Consider the following 15,937-nt stretch of genomic DNA (forward strand, 5'->3'; position numbering starts at 1 on the left):
CCCCATCCTTGCAGAACGCGATGACCTGCTTTACCACGCCGTCCCGGCGCCGAGACACAACCCCCGAGATTTCTTGTCCTGCGGAACTTCTCGCGACGTGCCAATAGGATCGGCGACGTGACCGATCGAAACGTGCTTGGGGGGCCGCTGGAAGAGTGCGGCACCGATCCTCTCACCGGCTTCTACCGGGACGGCTGCTGCAGCACCGGGCCGGAGGATCTCGGTAGCCACACCGTGTGCACCGTCGTCACGGCCGAGTTCCTGGAGCATCAGGCGTCCATCGGCAACGATCTGAGTACGCCGCGGCCGGAGAACAACTTCCCCGGCTTACAGCCGGGAGACCGTTGGTGCGTGGTGGCCGTGCGCTGGCTGCACGCACACGAGGACGGTGTCGCCGCACCCGTAGTACTGGCGGCAACGCACGAAAATGCCCTGGAAGTGATCTCGATGGACATCCTGCGCAAATACGCCGTAGACGTCCCCGACGACGTCAGCGACCTCTTGTAAACCCTCGCCCCCGGACGGCAGCCCGAGCCACCCTCCGGCTGCCCCCGCCGCGCTACCCCTACCCAATCCGGCCATCCCGCCGCCGCCCATGTCCCTTTTACGCCACCCAACCCGACCCTCTCCCAATGCGATTCAAATCACTGTGATGAGCAACGGGACATAGTGGCAGGCCTTCTCGGCCGATGCCGCCACCATGCCCCGTTGGTCATGGTCGCCGTGCGGCGGTGCGTTGACGGTGTGCCTTTTGGCGGCATGCGGACGAGCAGTAGCGGGGGCGGCGGCCGGTTCCGGTGTGGCGTAGGGCGGTATCGCAGATCGGGCAGCGGTGCTGTGGGGTTTCGTTACGGCTCGTTGATTCGTTACGGGCGTTGGGCTCCGTCGGATGATTCGTTACGTCCGACGGGGGTCGCATGGCATCGAGGACGATCGCGGCAGTGCGATCGATGCGCCCGGTGGTCTGCTGAAGCCGTTGGATGGCAACGCAACCGGTGAAAATGGCCAGCACATCAGGCACCGCGATATCGTCCCGCACCGCGCCATGACGTTGCGCGGCCAGCAGTAATGCCTCCAGCGCTCGATGGAATCGGGCTCCGGCGCTCATCAGCAGGGCACGCGGCCAGCCGTCATCGGATTGCACCAGATCGCACAGCGCCTGATTGCCCGGCGTCGAGGCGACGACCTCGGTGCAGAACTCGAAGAAGGCCACGCCCGGATCCGGCGAGCCGAGGTAGTCGGCCGCCAGCTTCGCCAGCCGATCGATGCGCTGCTGCAAAACCGCTTCCAGCAGATCGGATTTCGTCGGAAAGTGCCGGTAGACGGTGCCCGCGCCGACCCCGGCCCGGCGCGCCACTTCGGCCAGCGACACCGTCGGCCCCCGCTCGGCGAATGCGCGCTGCGCCGCGGCCAGCACCAGCGCGCGGTTGCGCCTGGCGTCGGCCCGCGCAGCGGTGCCCGGTGCGGCGTCGACTGAAGCTGTCATTTCGTTACGGCCTTCCTTAGCCCGACCTGGCCAAGCGGGTCAATACACCCGTATGTTCCGAAATACGGGCTGTTCGACCCGATTCTATCGACAGAGAAGGCACGCATGTCCCCTCAGCACAACCTCGTCCTGGTCACCGGAGCCACCGGCAAGCAAGGCGGTGCCACCGCTCGCAGGCTGTTGGCCGACGGCACGGCGGTGCGCGCACTGGTGCGCGACCCGCACGCACCCGCCGCCCGCGAGCTGGCCGCCGCCGGTGCCGAACTCGCCATCGGCGACTTCGACAGTCCCGAATCTCTATCGCCCGCCCTCGCCGGTGCCACAGCACTTTTCGTGGTGCCACCCGCCGCCTACGGACCGGACGGCTGGGACGTCGAACGGGAAGGCCAGCGCGGTGAGGCGTTGGTCGCCGCGGCACGCCGGGCGGGTGTCGAACAGATCGTGTTCACCGGCATCGCCTCCTTCAGCGACGACACCTCATGGGGCACCGCGGGCAAGAACCGCATCGAAGCGGCCATCGCGGCCAGCGGCGCGCGCTACACGCTGCTACGTCCAGTCCGCTTCATGGAGAACTACCTCATGCGCGGCTATCCGTTCGACGGCATCGTCGACGGCGTCCACCGGCATCTCTTCGTCGCCGACAAACCATTGCAGATGATCGCCGTCGCCGACATCGCCGACATCGCCGCCCTGGCCTTCGCCGACCCCGACCACTTCCACGGCCACACTCTCGAACTCGCGGGTGACGCGATCACCCCCCTCGCCGCGGCCGAGGCCATCACCCACGCCACCGGCCACCCGGTTCGCTACCAGGAACTCACCGAATCCGAAGTGGCCCACCTCGGCGAGTCGATTGTGCGCACCTGGCATTTGGTGCGCGAGACCGGCGGCTGGCGCGCCGACATCCCGGCCCTCCGCGAAATCCACCCGACCCTGCGCACATTCGACACCTGGCTAACCGAAACCGGTGCAGCCCAGATCAAATCCCTCCTGGACAACGATCGGGTGGGTTCGGCACCTTCCCGTCAGCTGGCACCCCAGGCACGCTCCGCCTGACTGCCAGCGGGACCTCACGGAGAGTCCACCCGCGTTTTTAACCTCAGTGATGTCCCGCTCGGCGCGCGCCGGGTCAGCTGGCGGCGCCGACGGGGGCGAGGTTTTGGCCGCGGAGGCGTTGGGAGATGACCTGGGTGATGCCGTCGCCGCGCATGCTGACGCCGTAGAGGGCGTCGGCGATCTCCATGGTCGGCTTCTGGTGGGTGATGACGATCAGCTGGCTCTTCTCGCGCAACTGCTCGAACAGGCCGATCAGGCGGCGCAGGTTGGTGTCGTCGAGGGCGGCTTCGACCTCGTCCATCACGTAGAACGGTGACGGGCGGGCGCGGAAGATGGCCACCAGCAACGCCACCGCGGTGAGCGACTTCTCGCCACCGGACAGCAGCGAGAGCCGCTTGACCTTCTTGCCCGGCGGCCGCGCCTCCACCTCAATGCCGGTGCTGAGCATGTCGGACGGGTCGGTGAGCAGCAGCCTGCCCTCACCGCCGGGGAACAGTTTCGCGAACACGCCGACGAACTCGCGCTCGACGTCCTCCCACGCCTCGGTGAACACCTGCAGGATCCGCGCATCCACCTCGGCGACGACGTCGAGCAGGTCCTTGCGCGCGTTCTTGACGTCTTCGAGCTGGGTGGCCAGGAAGTTGTAGCGCTCCTCGAGCGCCGCGAACTCCTCCAGCGCAAGCGGATTCACCTTGCCGAGGGTGGCGAGGTCTTTCTCGGCGCGCTTGGCGCGACGTTCCTGGGTCGGCCGGTCGTAGGGCATCGGCGCTGGCGGGGTGACCTGCTCGCCGCGTTCCTTGGCCTGCTCGTACTCCTGCCACTCCAGATCCGACGGCGGCAGCGGCACGTCGGGACCGTACTCGGCGATCAGATCGCCGAGCGCGATGCCGAACTGTTCGGAGATGGTCGTTTCGAGCTGCTCGATGCGCAGTGCCGCTTGGGCTTTCGCCACTTCGTCGCGGTGCACCGCGTCGGTGAGCTGGGCCAGCTGGGTGGACAGCGCGCGAACCCGCTCCTTGACCTGCTCGACCTGCGCGGCCGCTTCGCCACGCCGACGGACCAGGTCGTCGCGCCGGGCGCCAGCCTCGGCCACCACCTTTTCCAGCTCCGCCGCGACCTTGGCACCCGATTCGGCGACCGCCGCGGCGACTTCGGCCGCCTTCTTGCGCGAGGCCTGGGCGCGTTCGGCCCTGGCCCTGGTCTCCCGCTCCGCCCGCGCGGCCCGGCGCAGCGAATCCGCCTTGCCGCGCACCGATTCCGCGCGTTCCTCGGCGGTGCGCACCGAAAGGCGCGCCTCCACTTCCATCGAGCGGGCCTCGGCCAGCGCGGCGGCGGCCTCTTCGCGTTCGCGGCCCGCGATCTCGGTGCCCGCCGAGTGGGCGTCGGAGTCGACCTCGGTTTCCAGCTCGGCATTGCGCAGCCGGTCTTCGAGGTCGGCGAGCGAGGCGAGCGATTCCTCGCGGCTCGCCTCGGTTTCGGCGCGCTGGGCGATCAGGCGCTCGTTGTCGGCCTGCGCGGTGCGGGCCGCGTGGCCGAGTCGGCCGAGCCGGTCGTAGATGGCGACCAGCGATTGGTCGGATTCGTGCAGCGCGAGCAGCGCCTGGTCCACCGCGTCCTTGCGATCGGCCTGTTCGGCGAGCGCACCGGACAGCGCCGCCTCCAGTTCCTCGGCCCGCCGCTGCGCCGCGACGAGGTCGGCTTTGGCCGCGTCGATATCGGCCTGGATCTCCAGCTGGCTCGGCGCCCGATCGGATCCGCCGAGCAGCCAACCGGTTCCGGTGAGGTCGCCATCGCGAGTGACCACCCGCACGTCCGGCCGGGCCGCCACCACCTGCCTGGCGGTCGCCAAGTCGTCGACCACCGCGATACCGGCGGTCAGCGCGGTAATCGCGGCACGCACGCTTTCCGGGCAGTCCACCACATCGGACAGCCAGCGCGCCGCCCCTGGCAGCGCACCGCGCTGCGGGTTGTTGCCGCCATCGGCACCAAAGACCAGTGCGGCACGGCCACCGTCGGCGTCTTTCAACGCGCGGATGGCATCGTGTGCGGATTCACCGGTATCGGCGGCGACGGCGTCAGCGAGCGGGCCGAGCGCGGCGGCGACCGCGGCCTCGAACCCACCGTGCACGCGCAGCAACCCCGACAACGGACCGAGCAGGCCCTGCGACCGATGCTCGACCAGCCAGGCTGCGCCGTCCCGGCGGGCCAGGCCCATGCCGAGCGCCTCGATGCGCGCGGTCAGCGACGCGACCCGCTTGCTCGCCTCCCGATCCTGTTCGCGCAGTTCGGTCACCCGCTGATCGGCCAGCGCGAGCGCCTGCACCGCGTGCTCGTGCTGCGCGTCCAGCCCCGCCTCACCGGCATCCAGCTCGCTGAGTTCGGCTTGTACCGTGTCGAATTCGGCCTGCGCCGCCTCGCCGCGTTGCCGCGCGTCGGCGATCGCCGTCGTCAGCCGGGCGATCTCGGCGTCCACCGACTGTGCCCTGGTCCGCAGCGTGTCGACCTTGCCTGCCAGGCGCGCCACGCCCTCGCGGCGGTCCGCGATCGCCCGCACGGCGGCCAGGTGCGCCTGCTCGGCGGCCTTGGCGGAATGTTCGCGTTCGGCCAGCGCGTCGCGCGCCGCTTCGAGCGTTTCGGTCGCGATCTCGACCGCCTCGCGCAGCTCGGCCTCCTCGGCCTCCACCCGCTCGGCTTCGGCCTCCAGCTGATCCGGGTCGCGGCCGGTGCCGACCGGGGTTTCGGTGTCCAGGTGCCGGGCGCGGTCCTCGGCGATCCGGATGGTCGCGTTGACCCGCTCGGTCAGCGCGGAGAGCTGGAACCAGATCTGCGCGGCGGCCTCGGCACTCGGCGTCAGCCTCGACAGCTGGAATTCCTGCTGCGCCAGTGCGGCATTGGCGGCGTCGAGTTCGCTTTGCACAGTGATGTGCTGCTCGCGGGCGTAGGCTTCCTTGCTCTGCTGGCTCTCCAGCTCGCCGCGGCGGGTCACCAGGTCGTCGGCGGCCAGCCGCAGGCGGGCGTCGCGCAGGTCGGCCTGCACGGTCTGCGCCCGGCGGGCCACCTCGGCCTGCCTGCCGAGCGGTTTGAGCTGCCGGCGCAGTTCGGTGGTGAGGTCGGTGAGGCGGGCCAGGTTGGCCTGCATGGCCTCCAGCTTGCGCACCGCCTTCTCTTTGCGCTTGCGGTGCTTGAGCACGCCCGCCGCCTCTTCGATGAACGCGCGCCGGTCCTCGGGGCGCGATTCCAGAATGGCCGAGAGCTGGCCCTGCCCGACGATGACGTGCATCTCGCGCCCGATGCCGGAGTCGCTGAGCAGTTCCTGCACATCCATCAGTCGGCAGGAGCTGCCGTTGATCTCGTACTCGCCCGCGCCGTCGCGGAACATCCGCCGGGTGATCGACACCTCGGCGTAATCGATCGGCAGCGCGCCGTCGGAGTTGTCGATGGTGAGGGTGACCTCGGCGCGGCCGAGCGGGGCCCGGCCCGCGGTGCCCGCGAAGATCACGTCCTGCATCTTGCCGCCGCGCAGCGCCTTCGCACCCTGTTCACCCATGACCCAGGTGAGCGCGTCGACGACGTTGGATTTGCCGGACCCGTTCGGACCGACCACACAGGTGATACCCGGCTCCAACCGCAGCGTCGTCGCGGACGCGAAGGACTTGAAGCCCTTCAACGTCAGGCTCTTGAGATGCAAGTTCCGACGACCTTTCCGTGTTTGATTGGCGGCCTTCGCCGTCCCTCCGTGGCCACGCAAGCTACCGCCTCCGGGCCGAACGCTCACGCCGCCGTGTTCTCTCCCTGATCACAGCAGCGAGGGCGACCAGTGATGGTATCCGTCGAGCGCCGCGTACCCCGGACGCCCAGGTGACCGAACGGTGCTTCGGCGATACACGTAGGTTATCGAGTCGACCCGCGATCTCGCGTATTTCGATGTGCCCGAGGTTTGCCGGACGCGTCGTCCCTAGTCTCTACCCCACCCGATCCGGTGGTGCGACGACGCGCCCACCGCATGCAGGACGATAGCGCGCCCGGCCCGGATGCGCATGTCCCGGAGGTAACGAACGTGGGCCTCTTGCTCGACCTCAGCGGAACCTTTACACCAATAGACCGACCGACTCGCGGCACGCCCTGCCGCAAGGCGACGTCGCCGCATACGATCCAGTCTGATTCGCCAGCGGGAATGTTTGGAGCGCCACAGGATGCCAGCCCCAGCCGGGACCAATACGGCGTTCCGGCTTGCCCGCATCGCGGCCATGGTGCTCGGCAGCCTGCTGTTTCTGTATGCGTGTGAGAACAGCAAGAGCGCGCTACTCGCCGACAAGTGGGTCGAGGTCGCCATCGCGGGCGCACTGTTGGCCGCCGGTCTGGGTGCGGCCTGGTTCGAGATCAAGCTGACCGACTACGACGATTACGACGAAGAAGAGGACGTGGCCGACCGGGCGGGGCACCCCGCCCGGGCCGGAATCCGGGAATTCCTGGTCGAATCCGAGGGCTGGTCGATGCGCGCCAAGATCGCCCGCTCCGGCGACCTCGTCTTCCACGGCCAAGACCGAGGCGGCACCTACCCGGCGTACGAATGGATGTGGATCTTCGATCCCGACACCTTCCCCGCGATCCGAACGGCTCTCGGCGATGCCGACGGTGACCTGCTCGATCTCCTCGAAGAGGTTGTCCCGCAACTGGATCGGCACGGCAGACACGACCCCGGCGCCTGGCTGCGTGCGCACGACATCCCGGCCACCTATCGGGAGAAGGGCGTCAGCGCCACCCAGGAGACCCGAGAACTTCCCCTGCTACGACCCGGCCTCCCCCGTCGACCACCCCGGCGCGACGAGCCGACTCCTAAGCGGGCACACCGAGACGAGTTGCCGCCCAGCCGCTCCCGCCGCGCGGGCCGGAATCCCACACCGCCCCTCGACGAAGATTCGGCGGCTGTCCCGGCTAGGCGGGAGCACTCCATCCCCGCTCGCTCGCGGCGAGAGCCCGTCGCTCCCGCCAGGTTTCGGCAAGAGGACGCCGAACCCGCCTGGCCCGCACGCGTGAATCGGGCGGCGGCGCATTCGAAGTGGGATGACGATCCCACACCGCCTCAACCGCTCTACGAGGAATCCGAGCCCCGCTGGATCGCCCGCGACGAGGAACTCGGTTCCCCGCCTGCGCGCCCGGAACCCAGACCGTCCCGTTATACGCGTCCGGCATGGGACCAGCCCCGCCAGGACGATTTCGCACCCGCACCGTCCTACCGCAGGGAAACCGAACAGCCGCAGCATGATTCACGCCGCAGCGGACCACCCCGGTCACGGCCTGACGAATTCATGCCATACCGCCGCGAGCAACCATGGCCGGTCCAGGACCAGACACCACCCGTGCGACGCGAGCAACCCGCCTGGCAGCGTGACGAATACCCCGCCCCATGGCCAGAACAGCCCGTTGCGTACGAGGATCCACCGCCCGCGCGCCGTCATCGGTCCGCCCCGCCGCCGAATTCCGCGGGCACCGGCCGACATGCGGCATCGCACAGCGCTCCCCCGCCCTGGCCGTAAACGCACTCAGCTCGTGTGCCGCGAGTACCGACCGGATTCGAACCCGGTCAGCATCCGGAACACCAGGACCGCACCCCAGGGTCCGATCACCCAGATCGGCCAGGGGTAGGTGAATTCGCCGACGCTCAGCGAGATCGCCCCCCAGATCAGCAAGACGAGCGCGCTCACGCCGAGCCAGCTGCTGCCTTCGATCTTCTGCCAGATCGGAATGCGGGCACCCGAATCCGACGTTCCGGCAGGCTCTTTCGACAGCTTGGGCAGATCCGACAGCACCAGCTGCAGATCGTCCCTGGTGGTGGTCGCGTAGACCTGGGCGGTGCGCTGGTCGTATTCGGCGAGGTCGATTCGTCCGTCCTCCAAATGCCTGGCGAGTAGACGCACCACCTTGTCGCGTTCGGCGTTCGAGGCGCGGGTACCGGTCGTGATGTCCATGTGAAGTTCCTTTTCCACGGTTCCACCCTCCACAGTGGAATATAGGTACAGCATGAACACTCCACTGTGGAATGTCAACCCTTGCCCCGGCGGTGGTGTCGGGCTCGCGAGCGCGGCAGTATGGACGGTGCTCAGCTCGCGGGCGCCAAGGGCCCGCGTCGACGAAATCTCCCAGGAGGCATAGGTGTCGGAAACCGTGCGCGGTGTCATCGCCCGTAGCAAAGGCGCGCCGGTCGAGATCGTCGACGTGGTGATCCCCGATCCGGGCCCCCACGATGTGGTCGTCCGGGTGCAGGCCTGCGGCGTCTGCCACACCGACCTGCACTACCGCGAGGGTGGCATCAACGACGAGTTCCCGTTCCTGCTCGGGCACGAGGCCGCGGGCATCGTGGAAACCGTCGGCGCCGCGGTCACGCACGTCGAGGCCGGTGATTTCGTGGTCCTGAACTGGCGCGCCGTGTGCGGCGAATGCCGAGCCTGCAAGCGTGGCCGCCCCTGGTACTGCTTCGCGAGCAACAACGCGAGCAAGAAGATGACCCTCACCGACGGCACCGAACTGAGCCCGGCGCTCGGGATCGGCGCCTTCGTCGACAAGACGCTGGTGCACGAGGGACAGTGCACCAAAGTCGATCCCGCGGCCGACCCCGCGGTGGCCGGGTTGCTCGGCTGCGGCGTGATGGCGGGCATCGGTGCGGCGATGAATACCGGCAATGTGTCGCGCGGCGACACCGTCGCGGTGATCGGCTGCGGCGGGGTCGGCGACGCCGCCATCGCCGGCGCGCGGCTGGCCGGGGCGAAGACCATCATCGCGGTGGATCGCGACGCGCGAAAGTTGAACTGGGCCAAAGACTTCGGCGCGACCCATACCGTCGACGCGAGCAGCGAGGACGTGGTCGAGAAGATCCAGGAATACACCGACGGTTTCGGCGCCGATGTGGTGATCGAGGCGGTCGGCCGCCCGGAAACCTGGAAGCAGGCGTTCTACGCGCGTGACCTGGCGGGCACCGTGGTCCTGGTCGGCGTGCCGACGCCGGACATGACGATCGACATGCCGCTGATCGACCTGTTCTCCCGCGGCGGTGCACTGAAGTCCTCCTGGTACGGCGACTGTCTGCCCGAACGCGACTTCCCGACCCTGATCGATCTGCATCTCCAGGGCCGATTGCCGCTGGAACGCTTTGTCACCGAACGCATTTCACTCGACCAGGTGGAGGCGTCGTTCAGCGCGATGCATACCGGCGACGTGCTCCGCTCGGTGGTGGTCTGGTGATCGAGCGCGTCGTCACCTCCGGCACCTTCTCCCTCGACGGCGGCACCTGGGACGTCGACAACAACGTCTGGCTCATCGGCGACGACCACGACGTCCTCGTCGTCGACGCCGCGCACAATGCGGACGCGATCGCCGAGGCCGTCGGCACCCGCAACGTCGTCGCCATCCTGTGCACGCATGGCCACAACGACCATGTCACCGTCGCACCGGAATTGAGCACGCGGCTCGACGCCCCCATCTTGTTGCACCCCGGCGACGACCCGCTGTGGCGGATGACCCATCCCGACGTCGCCTACCACTCCCTGGCCGACACCGCCCGAATCACCGTGGCCGACATAGACATCGACATCCTGCACACGCCGGGCCACTCCCCCGGCTCGGTCTCCCTGCACCTCCCGGAGGCAGCCGCCCTGTGCACCGGCGACACGCTGTTCTCCGGTGGCCCCGGCGCCACCGGCCGCTCCTATTCCGACTTCGACACCATCATCGCCTCGATCCGGGACCGCCTACTGACCCTCCCCGACGAAACCACGGTGCACACCGGTCACGGCGACACCACCTCCATCGGCGCCGAAAAGCCTTCCCTCGCCGACTGGATCGCCCGCGGTCACTAGAACTACGAAGTGGCCGAGGCGAGTTGGGTTCGGCAGGCCTGCCAAGCTCGGGGCGACAGGCGACTGCTGGACCGGGCAAACAGCTGGTAGAGCGCCGCGCCATGCTTGTCGGCGAGCTCGGCATTGTGCGCGAGCACATCGAGTTCGTTGGCGGCGGTGATCTCCAGGAACGCCCGCAGGTCGGTATCGACCGGTTCGTATTCGAGTCCGGTGAACCGATCACGGAATATCACCGGCGATGTGTCGAGCCGCGGATACACCGTCGCCCGGTCGCAGCTGCCATACAGGTAGACCAGTGCTTCGGCACGCTCGCCGATGAGCGTCGCCACCGTCTGCCGATCGGACAGCTCGACCAGGGCACGGCCGAACCCGTCCGTGCCGTACATCGCATGACACAGCCCAGCGAACTGAATGTCCTCGTCGGCATCCCATTCGGCCAACACGTCGCCGACCCGGACGAGATGAGCCAGCAACGTACCGCCCGGATGCGCTATCGCCGCCGCCCCACACTCATCCAGGAACCGCTCGACCCGATCCCGCCGCGACAAATCCTCCCCAATATTGTTCATCCGCCCAGTCTGGCTCAACGCGGGCATCGAGGGCCAGGGCGCGGTCAGGCGTTGAGCCAGAAGCCCGCCCGGTCGCGCCAAAGTTCCAGCAGCGCACGATCGCCGGTGATGTCGACGGCGCCGCGCGGTGGACGGCGGTAGACGAACAGCAGCAGGTCCGCGATCGAGCCGCGGACCGCAACGGCTGCCGGTCCCGTCCCGTGCCGCCAGGTCGCCGCGGGCCCGGTCAGGTCGACGAGCCAGTGTCCGCTGCCGTCGGTGGTCTGGAAAGCCAAAGATCGGCCCGGCCCGAGCAGTTCGGGCTGACCGGGCCGGGTCTCATATGCCTCCGGCACCGAAGCGCATCCCAGCCATGTCTCGAAACCGTCCACGGCAACGTCACGCGACATGTCGAATTCGGTGTCGAGTGCCTCGGCGGCGTCACTGCCATGCATGACGGTCTCGTGCAGCGCGTGCCGCGCCCAGAACGTCGCTGTGTCGCCCGGCCCCGGCGTCCACACCTCGATGTCCGGCCCCGCTTCGCGAAGCGTTTCCGTCAGGCGAAGCGCACCGTCGTCGAGCCAGCGCCCGACCTCGTCCATGTCCTTGCGATAGCCGGACAGATCGTTGACGATGTCGTCCGACACCGGCATGCGGGCACGCGTCCCGACGATCGTCTCCGTCCACCGGTGCACCCCACCCACGTGGTGCAGCAACTGCCCGAGATTCCAGCCGGGACAGGACGGCACCGGCGTCATCGGGTCGGCGCCCGCCACCATCGAGGTGAGCAGGCGCGTCCGGGGCAAGATCTCGGCGCACAACCGATCGAACTCCAACAAACCCACGCCCCGACATTACCGAACCGAAACCCGCTCTCCCAGGCCACAACTCGAACGGCGCACGCAACGGGCGCCGCACGCTCAGAGAATGGCGAAGGCGACGACCAGGCCGAGGGCGAAGTGCGCGGCGGCTACCACCAGAACTTCGGTGGTGTAGGTGTCGGAGTGCAGGGCGGCGCCGATGTCGATGCCGAGGGCCTTTTCGATGACGCGGACCGAGATGACTTGGGCGATGATGCCGACCAGGCCGAAGACGAGGGCGGCGATGAGGCCCTCGGAGAGTTTGCCGCCGCTGCCGACCGCCAGGATGGCGAGAACGACGATGAACGCCATGCTGATCATGCCCGCGGCGGTGACGATAATGGCGTTGGGCTTACCCTCGACGACCAGCGCGCGCAGCCTGCCCGGCGTGGTCAGGTCGATGGCGTAGAAGCCGACGAGCATCAGCACCAGACCGATGAGGGCGTAGAGGATGATCGCTCCAACGCCCTCGCCGAGCGAGCTCCAGTACCCCGATTCGAGGGCGACTGCGGTCATCATGGATCCTTCCGGAAGGTTTTGCGGGTGAGGTGGATTCGACTACTAGGTGGCGATGCGGTGCGGAACGAAAGCGGAGCCGTCGTCGGTGATCAGTCCGGCGGTCTCCCGGATGCCGAGGCCCGCGGCGGTGTCGCCGACGATCCAGGCGCCGAGCACGGGGCGCATGTCGTCGAATTCCGGTAGCGGATCCAGCAATTGGTAGACGTAGCCCTCTTCGCCGTAAACGCCGCCGGTGGCGGTCTCCAGACCGGCGCCGACGATGGTCATGTTGGCGCCTTCCCGGCCGAGCTTCGGCTTGCGGATGTATTCGGTGAGCTCGTTGGGCTGATCCAGGTAGGCGGGCAACAGGTTCGGGTGTCCGGGGTACATCTCCCACAACACCGCGAGGATCGCCTTGTTGCTGAGCAGCGTCTTCCACAGCGGTTCGATCCACATGGTCTGCGGCAGGCTGGCCACCACCCGCTTGCCGAAGTCGTCGTCCAGCGCCCACTCCCACGGGTAGAGCTTGAAGATCGCCTCGATCGGCGCCTCGGCCAGATCTACGAAACGTTCGAGCTCGGTGTCGAATCCGACCTCTTCGATCGGCAGCGCGATGGTGTCGAACCCCGCTTCGGCCGCGGTCTCCTGCATATACGCGGTGGTGACATTGTCCTCACCGGTGGCGTCGGCACCCGACCAGCTGAAGTGCAGCTGGGCGGTCGGCAATATGTCGCGCAGCTCGGTCCAGCGCTCGACCAGCTTCTCGTGCAACGAATTCCATTGGTCGCCGTCCGGGTACAGCGCGGTCAACCAGTGCCACTGCACAATCGCCGCCTCCAGCAGCGATGTCGGCGTATCGGCGTTGTACTCCAGCAGTTTCGCCGGTCGGCGCGCGTCGTAGCGCAGGTCGAACCGCCCGTACACGTGCGGGTCACTGCGCCGCCAGGATTCGGTGATCGGCGCCCAACTCCATTCGGGCAGACCGAAATCCTTGAACCGCTCGGTGAGCACGACGTGCTCGACGGCATTGAGGCACATCGAATGCAGCAGCTCGACATCGGCTTCCAGCGCGAGGATCTCGGCCATCTCGAACTCGTAGTACACCGATTCGTCCCAGTACGGCCGCGGCTGACCGCTGGCATCGCGGCCGGGCGAGCCGTAGACCAGGCCCTGGTTCTCGGTGATCTGCTGCCAGCCCGGCCGGGGCGTACTGCGCACGCGTCGCACTACGACCCTCCGCCGGTGCTCTTGCTGCCGAGTCCGCCACGTTGAATGGTGGTGCCGCTCTTCGTCTTTATCTCGGCACTCTTGGGTTTCACGGTGGTGCCACCCGTCGGCGGCTTGCCGATGGTGGGGGTGCCGCCGTAGTAGTAGCGGTATTGCGGCCCGCCGCCGAGGATGATCAGACCGGGCCCGATGCCGCCGTCGCCGACGAAGCCGGGGCGGCCGTCGCCGCAGTAGCGGTCCTCGACCACGACCTCCTGACCGTTCTCGACCTTCACACACGATGCGGTGACCTTGTCGGGTGCGCTGATCGCCCGGTAGGCGAGGTAACCGCCGCCGACCAGCGCGGCGACGCCGACGATCGCGACGCCGCCGATCATCACCCGCTTGCGGGTGCGCTTCTTGGCCTCACCAGCCGCGACGGCGGCCTGTCGCGCTTCCTCGGCACGCTTGCGCGCCTTGTCCCTGGCCCGCGCCTCGGCCACGGTGGGCGGGCGCGGCTGCGTGATGCCAGGCTCTTGCCGCTGCACACTGCCCTGTCGGGGCGGGAGCTGTTGCGGTGCAGTGGATTCCGGGGGTTGCGCGGGTGCGGCCCCGAGGCCAGCGAGATTCGGAGCGTCCGTGCTGGATGCGGCCGTATCGCCCGGCTCGGGAGCAGGCAACTCTGTGGTCGCGTCAGGTGCCTCGGGGCCGCCCGCCGCCCCCGCCGACTCGTTCGGCTTGTTCTCCGGCCGCTCGTCCTCGGGATTGTGCGTGCTCAACGCCGAGTCCTCGTTCCAGCCCGACCCACCACTACCGCTCCTCGAATCCGGTCATATCACCCCGCGCGGGCTCCCAGCTTTCCACAACCAAGGTCACCCGACCAGGTGTATCCCCGGAACGTAGCAGTTCGAGCAACCGCTCGCAGTCGTCGCGCGGGCCCTCCGCGATGACGTGCACCCGCCCGTCGCGCGCGTTCGTCGCATGCCCGGTCAACCCGAGTTCCAACGCACGCGACCGCGTCCACCAGCGAAATCCCACACCCTGGACGCGGCCGTGCACCCACGCGCTCAGCCGGGCGATATCGCCGGATTCACCCATCAGGCCTCGATATCGAAGGACAAGGTCACCTTCGTCCCCGCCTGCAACGTCCGGCCCACCGTGCACGCCTTGTCGATGGCGCGCTGCACGGTGACCAGCAACCGCTCGCGCGCCTGCTCGTCCAGCTCGCTGAGGTCGAGCTGGAACGTCTCTTCCAGCTGCGGGTACAACTCGTTCTCCCGATCGGCGTCACCCGAGACGCGGATGGTCGCGTCGAAGGAATCACCGAGCTTGCGCGCCAGCGAGAAGTCCGCGCTCAACCCTGAGCAGCCGGCCAGCGCGATCTTCAGCAACTCGCCGGGGGTGAAGGCACCGGGCACGCCTTGCGAAGCGATCAACACCTCGGCGCCGCGGGAGCTGCGGCCGGTGTAAGCCCGCGTCCCGGTGCGCTCGACCCATAGTTCGGTCGGTTCCGGTGTAGCGGGTGGGGAGATCTGTTCAGCCATGATGCGATCCTGCCATTGTCGTCGGAATCAGCTCACGCTTGGCAACGCGGCGAGGGCGGTCGGCCATTCCGGCGGGCGGCGCGAGGTAGACCACTCGCGGGCGCAGCCGGGGCGAGTCCGACATCGACCGCGCCTGGCCGCAGGTGGGCCTACTCCTGGAAACGGTAGCCCATCCCCGCCTCGGTCAGCAGGTGCTTCGGGTGCGAAGGATCGTCTTCCAACTTGCGCCGCAACTGCGCCAAATACACGCGCAGGTAATGGGTTTCGGTCGCGTACGACGGGCCCCACACCTCGCGCAGCAATTCCTTGCGGCCGACCAGCTTGCCCTTGTTGCGCACCAGCATCTCGAGCATGCCCCATTCGGTCGGCGTGAGATGCACGGTCTCGTCGTTCTTGGTCACCTTCTTGGCGGCGAGGTCGACAGTGAACGACGAGGTCACCACCACCGGATCGGACGCGTCGGTGTCGGCGGCGCCGCGCCGGACCGCGGCGCGCAGCCGGGCCAGCAGTTCGTCCATCCCGAACGGCTTGGTGACGTAGTCGTCGGCGCCCGCGTCCAGCGCCTCGACCTTGTCGGTCGAGTCGGTGCGGGCGGAGAGCACGATCACCGGCGCCGAGGTCCAGCCGCGCAATCCGGCCAGCACCTCGATGCCGTCGATGTCGGGCAGGCCGAGATCGAGGATCACCACGTCGGGGTGTTTGTCGGCGGCCGCACGCAGCGCGGCGCCACCGGTCGCCGCGGTGATCACCTCGTAGCCGCGGACCGAAAGGTTGATCCGCAGTGCGCGCACGATCTGCGGTTCGTCGTCGACCACCAGCACCTTGATCGCCGGGGCATCCTGCTTCTTGTCGGTCATCACGGCTTCCTGTGTGGTCCGGGGCTCCG

16 protein-coding genes are annotated in these 15,937 nt (G+C 68.2%); 5 read left to right on the forward strand and 11 right to left on the reverse strand.

Annotation, left to right across the window (positions count from 1 at the left end):
- Window positions 1–117 precede the first annotated feature (117 nt).
- Window positions 118–507 carry a DUF2237 family protein gene (locus KV110_RS30235; RefSeq protein WP_019048221.1) on the forward strand — a complete coding sequence of 130 codons (390 nt, stop codon included), beginning with the start codon at window positions 118–120 and terminating at the stop codon, window positions 505–507.
- A gap of 205 nt (window positions 508–712) precedes the next feature.
- Here the strand turns inward: KV110_RS30235 and KV110_RS30240 are convergent, their stop codons facing one another.
- Window positions 713–1,486: a TetR/AcrR family transcriptional regulator gene (locus KV110_RS30240; RefSeq protein ID WP_218470587.1), complete on the reverse strand. Its 774-nt coding sequence runs from the start codon at window positions 1,484–1,486 to the stop codon at window positions 713–715.
- A gap of 105 nt (window positions 1,487–1,591) precedes the next feature.
- On the opposite strand from KV110_RS30240, the gene KV110_RS30245 reads away from it, so the two are divergent.
- A complete protein-coding gene (locus KV110_RS30245) occupies window positions 1,592–2,542 on the forward strand; it encodes an NmrA family NAD(P)-binding protein (protein WP_218470588.1) in 951 nt (316 codons plus the stop codon).
- A gap of 73 nt (window positions 2,543–2,615) precedes the next feature.
- Here KV110_RS30245 and smc read toward each other — a convergent pair whose 3' ends face one another.
- On the reverse strand, window positions 2,616–6,230 hold the full coding sequence (smc, locus tag KV110_RS30250) for a chromosome segregation protein SMC (protein ID WP_218470589.1): 3,615 nt from the start codon (window positions 6,228–6,230) through the stop codon (window positions 2,616–2,618).
- 505 nt (window positions 6,231–6,735) lie between these two features.
- Between smc and KV110_RS30255 the strand changes: the two genes are divergently transcribed.
- Window positions 6,736–8,079: a hypothetical protein gene (locus tag KV110_RS30255; RefSeq protein WP_218470590.1), complete on the forward strand. Its 1,344-nt coding sequence runs from the start codon at window positions 6,736–6,738 to the stop codon at window positions 8,077–8,079.
- A 6-nt stretch (window positions 8,080–8,085) separates the two neighbouring features.
- Here KV110_RS30255 and KV110_RS30260 read toward each other — a convergent pair whose 3' ends face one another.
- Entirely contained in the window at window positions 8,086–8,511 is a 426-nt protein-coding gene (locus KV110_RS30260) for a DUF1707 SHOCT-like domain-containing protein (protein ID WP_218470591.1), read from the reverse strand.
- Between the two features lie 184 nt (window positions 8,512–8,695).
- Between KV110_RS30260 and KV110_RS30265 the strand changes: the two genes are divergently transcribed.
- Complete coding sequence (locus KV110_RS30265) at window positions 8,696–9,781, forward strand: S-(hydroxymethyl)mycothiol dehydrogenase (RefSeq protein ID WP_218470592.1); 1,086 nt, start codon at window positions 8,696–8,698, stop codon at window positions 9,779–9,781.
- Window positions 9,778–10,395, forward strand: coding sequence for an MBL fold metallo-hydrolase (locus tag KV110_RS30270; RefSeq protein WP_218470593.1), 618 nt, complete (start codon window positions 9,778–9,780; stop codon window positions 10,393–10,395). The genes KV110_RS30265 and KV110_RS30270 overlap by 4 nt, the downstream gene beginning before the upstream one ends.
- 2 nt (window positions 10,396–10,397) lie before the next feature.
- Here the strand turns inward: KV110_RS30270 and KV110_RS30275 are convergent, their stop codons facing one another.
- The 8 genes from KV110_RS30275 to KV110_RS30310 form a co-directional block, all read right to left on the reverse strand.
- Window positions 10,398–10,964 carry a DUF6817 domain-containing protein gene (locus tag KV110_RS30275; protein ID WP_218470594.1) on the reverse strand — a complete coding sequence of 189 codons (567 nt, stop codon included), beginning with the start codon at window positions 10,962–10,964 and terminating at the stop codon, window positions 10,398–10,400.
- A 44-nt stretch (window positions 10,965–11,008) separates the two neighbouring features.
- Window positions 11,009–11,788 (reverse strand): maleylpyruvate isomerase family mycothiol-dependent enzyme, encoded by a 780-nt coding sequence (locus KV110_RS30280; protein WP_218470595.1) that lies wholly within the window; start codon window positions 11,786–11,788, stop codon window positions 11,009–11,011.
- 75 nt (window positions 11,789–11,863) lie between these two features.
- Window positions 11,864–12,319, reverse strand: a complete 456-nt coding sequence (locus tag KV110_RS30285) for a DUF350 domain-containing protein (RefSeq protein ID WP_218470596.1) — start codon at window positions 12,317–12,319, stop codon at window positions 11,864–11,866.
- 45 nt (window positions 12,320–12,364) lie between these two features.
- Complete coding sequence (locus KV110_RS30290) at window positions 12,365–13,528, reverse strand: glutathionylspermidine synthase family protein (RefSeq protein ID WP_218470597.1); 1,164 nt, start codon at window positions 13,526–13,528, stop codon at window positions 12,365–12,367.
- Complete coding sequence (locus KV110_RS30295; RefSeq protein ID WP_246634081.1) at window positions 13,528–14,286, reverse strand: hypothetical protein; 759 nt, start codon at window positions 14,284–14,286, stop codon at window positions 13,528–13,530. The genes KV110_RS30290 and KV110_RS30295 overlap by 1 nt, the downstream gene beginning before the upstream one ends.
- 31 nt (window positions 14,287–14,317) lie before the next feature.
- The gene (locus KV110_RS30300; RefSeq protein ID WP_218470598.1) at window positions 14,318–14,605 is read right to left on the reverse strand and encodes an acylphosphatase; all 288 of its coding nucleotides are present in this window, start codon (window positions 14,603–14,605) and stop codon (window positions 14,318–14,320) included.
- The gene (locus KV110_RS30305) at window positions 14,605–15,051 is read right to left on the reverse strand and encodes an OsmC family protein (protein ID WP_218470599.1); all 447 of its coding nucleotides are present in this window, start codon (window positions 15,049–15,051) and stop codon (window positions 14,605–14,607) included. Before KV110_RS30305 ends, KV110_RS30300 begins: the two co-directional genes overlap by 1 nt.
- 149 nt (window positions 15,052–15,200) lie before the next feature.
- Window positions 15,201–15,908, reverse strand: coding sequence for a response regulator (locus tag KV110_RS30310; RefSeq protein ID WP_218470600.1), 708 nt, complete (start codon window positions 15,906–15,908; stop codon window positions 15,201–15,203).
- Window positions 15,909–15,937: the final 29 nt, after the last annotated feature.

The sequence above is a fragment of the Nocardia iowensis genome, assembly GCF_019222765.1.
GTDB lineage: Bacteria > Actinomycetota > Actinomycetes > Mycobacteriales > Mycobacteriaceae > Nocardia > Nocardia iowensis.

Coding starts and splice junctions, on each gene's coding strand:
- KV110_RS30300 (WP_218470598.1), bottom strand. CDS start 14,605: ATGGGTGAATCCGGCGATATCGCCCGGCTGAGCGCGTGGGTGCACGGC.
- KV110_RS30310 (WP_218470600.1), bottom strand. CDS start 15,908: ATGACCGACAAGAAGCAGGATGCCCCGGCGATCAAGGTGCTGGTGGTC.
- KV110_RS30245 (WP_218470588.1), top strand. CDS start 1,592: ATGTCCCCTCAGCACAACCTCGTCCTGGTCACCGGAGCCACCGGCAAG.
- KV110_RS30260 (WP_218470591.1), bottom strand. CDS start 8,511: ATGGACATCACGACCGGTACCCGCGCCTCGAACGCCGAACGCGACAAG.
- KV110_RS30240 (WP_218470587.1), bottom strand. CDS start 1,486: ATGACAGCTTCAGTCGACGCCGCACCGGGCACCGCTGCGCGGGCCGAC.
- KV110_RS30305 (WP_218470599.1), bottom strand. CDS start 15,051: ATGGCTGAACAGATCTCCCCACCCGCTACACCGGAACCGACCGAACTA.
- KV110_RS30275 (WP_218470594.1), bottom strand. CDS start 10,964: ATGAACAATATTGGGGAGGATTTGTCGCGGCGGGATCGGGTCGAGCGG.
- KV110_RS30255 (WP_218470590.1), top strand. CDS start 6,736: ATGCCAGCCCCAGCCGGGACCAATACGGCGTTCCGGCTTGCCCGCATC.
- KV110_RS30285 (WP_218470596.1), bottom strand. CDS start 12,319: ATGACCGCAGTCGCCCTCGAATCGGGGTACTGGAGCTCGCTCGGCGAG.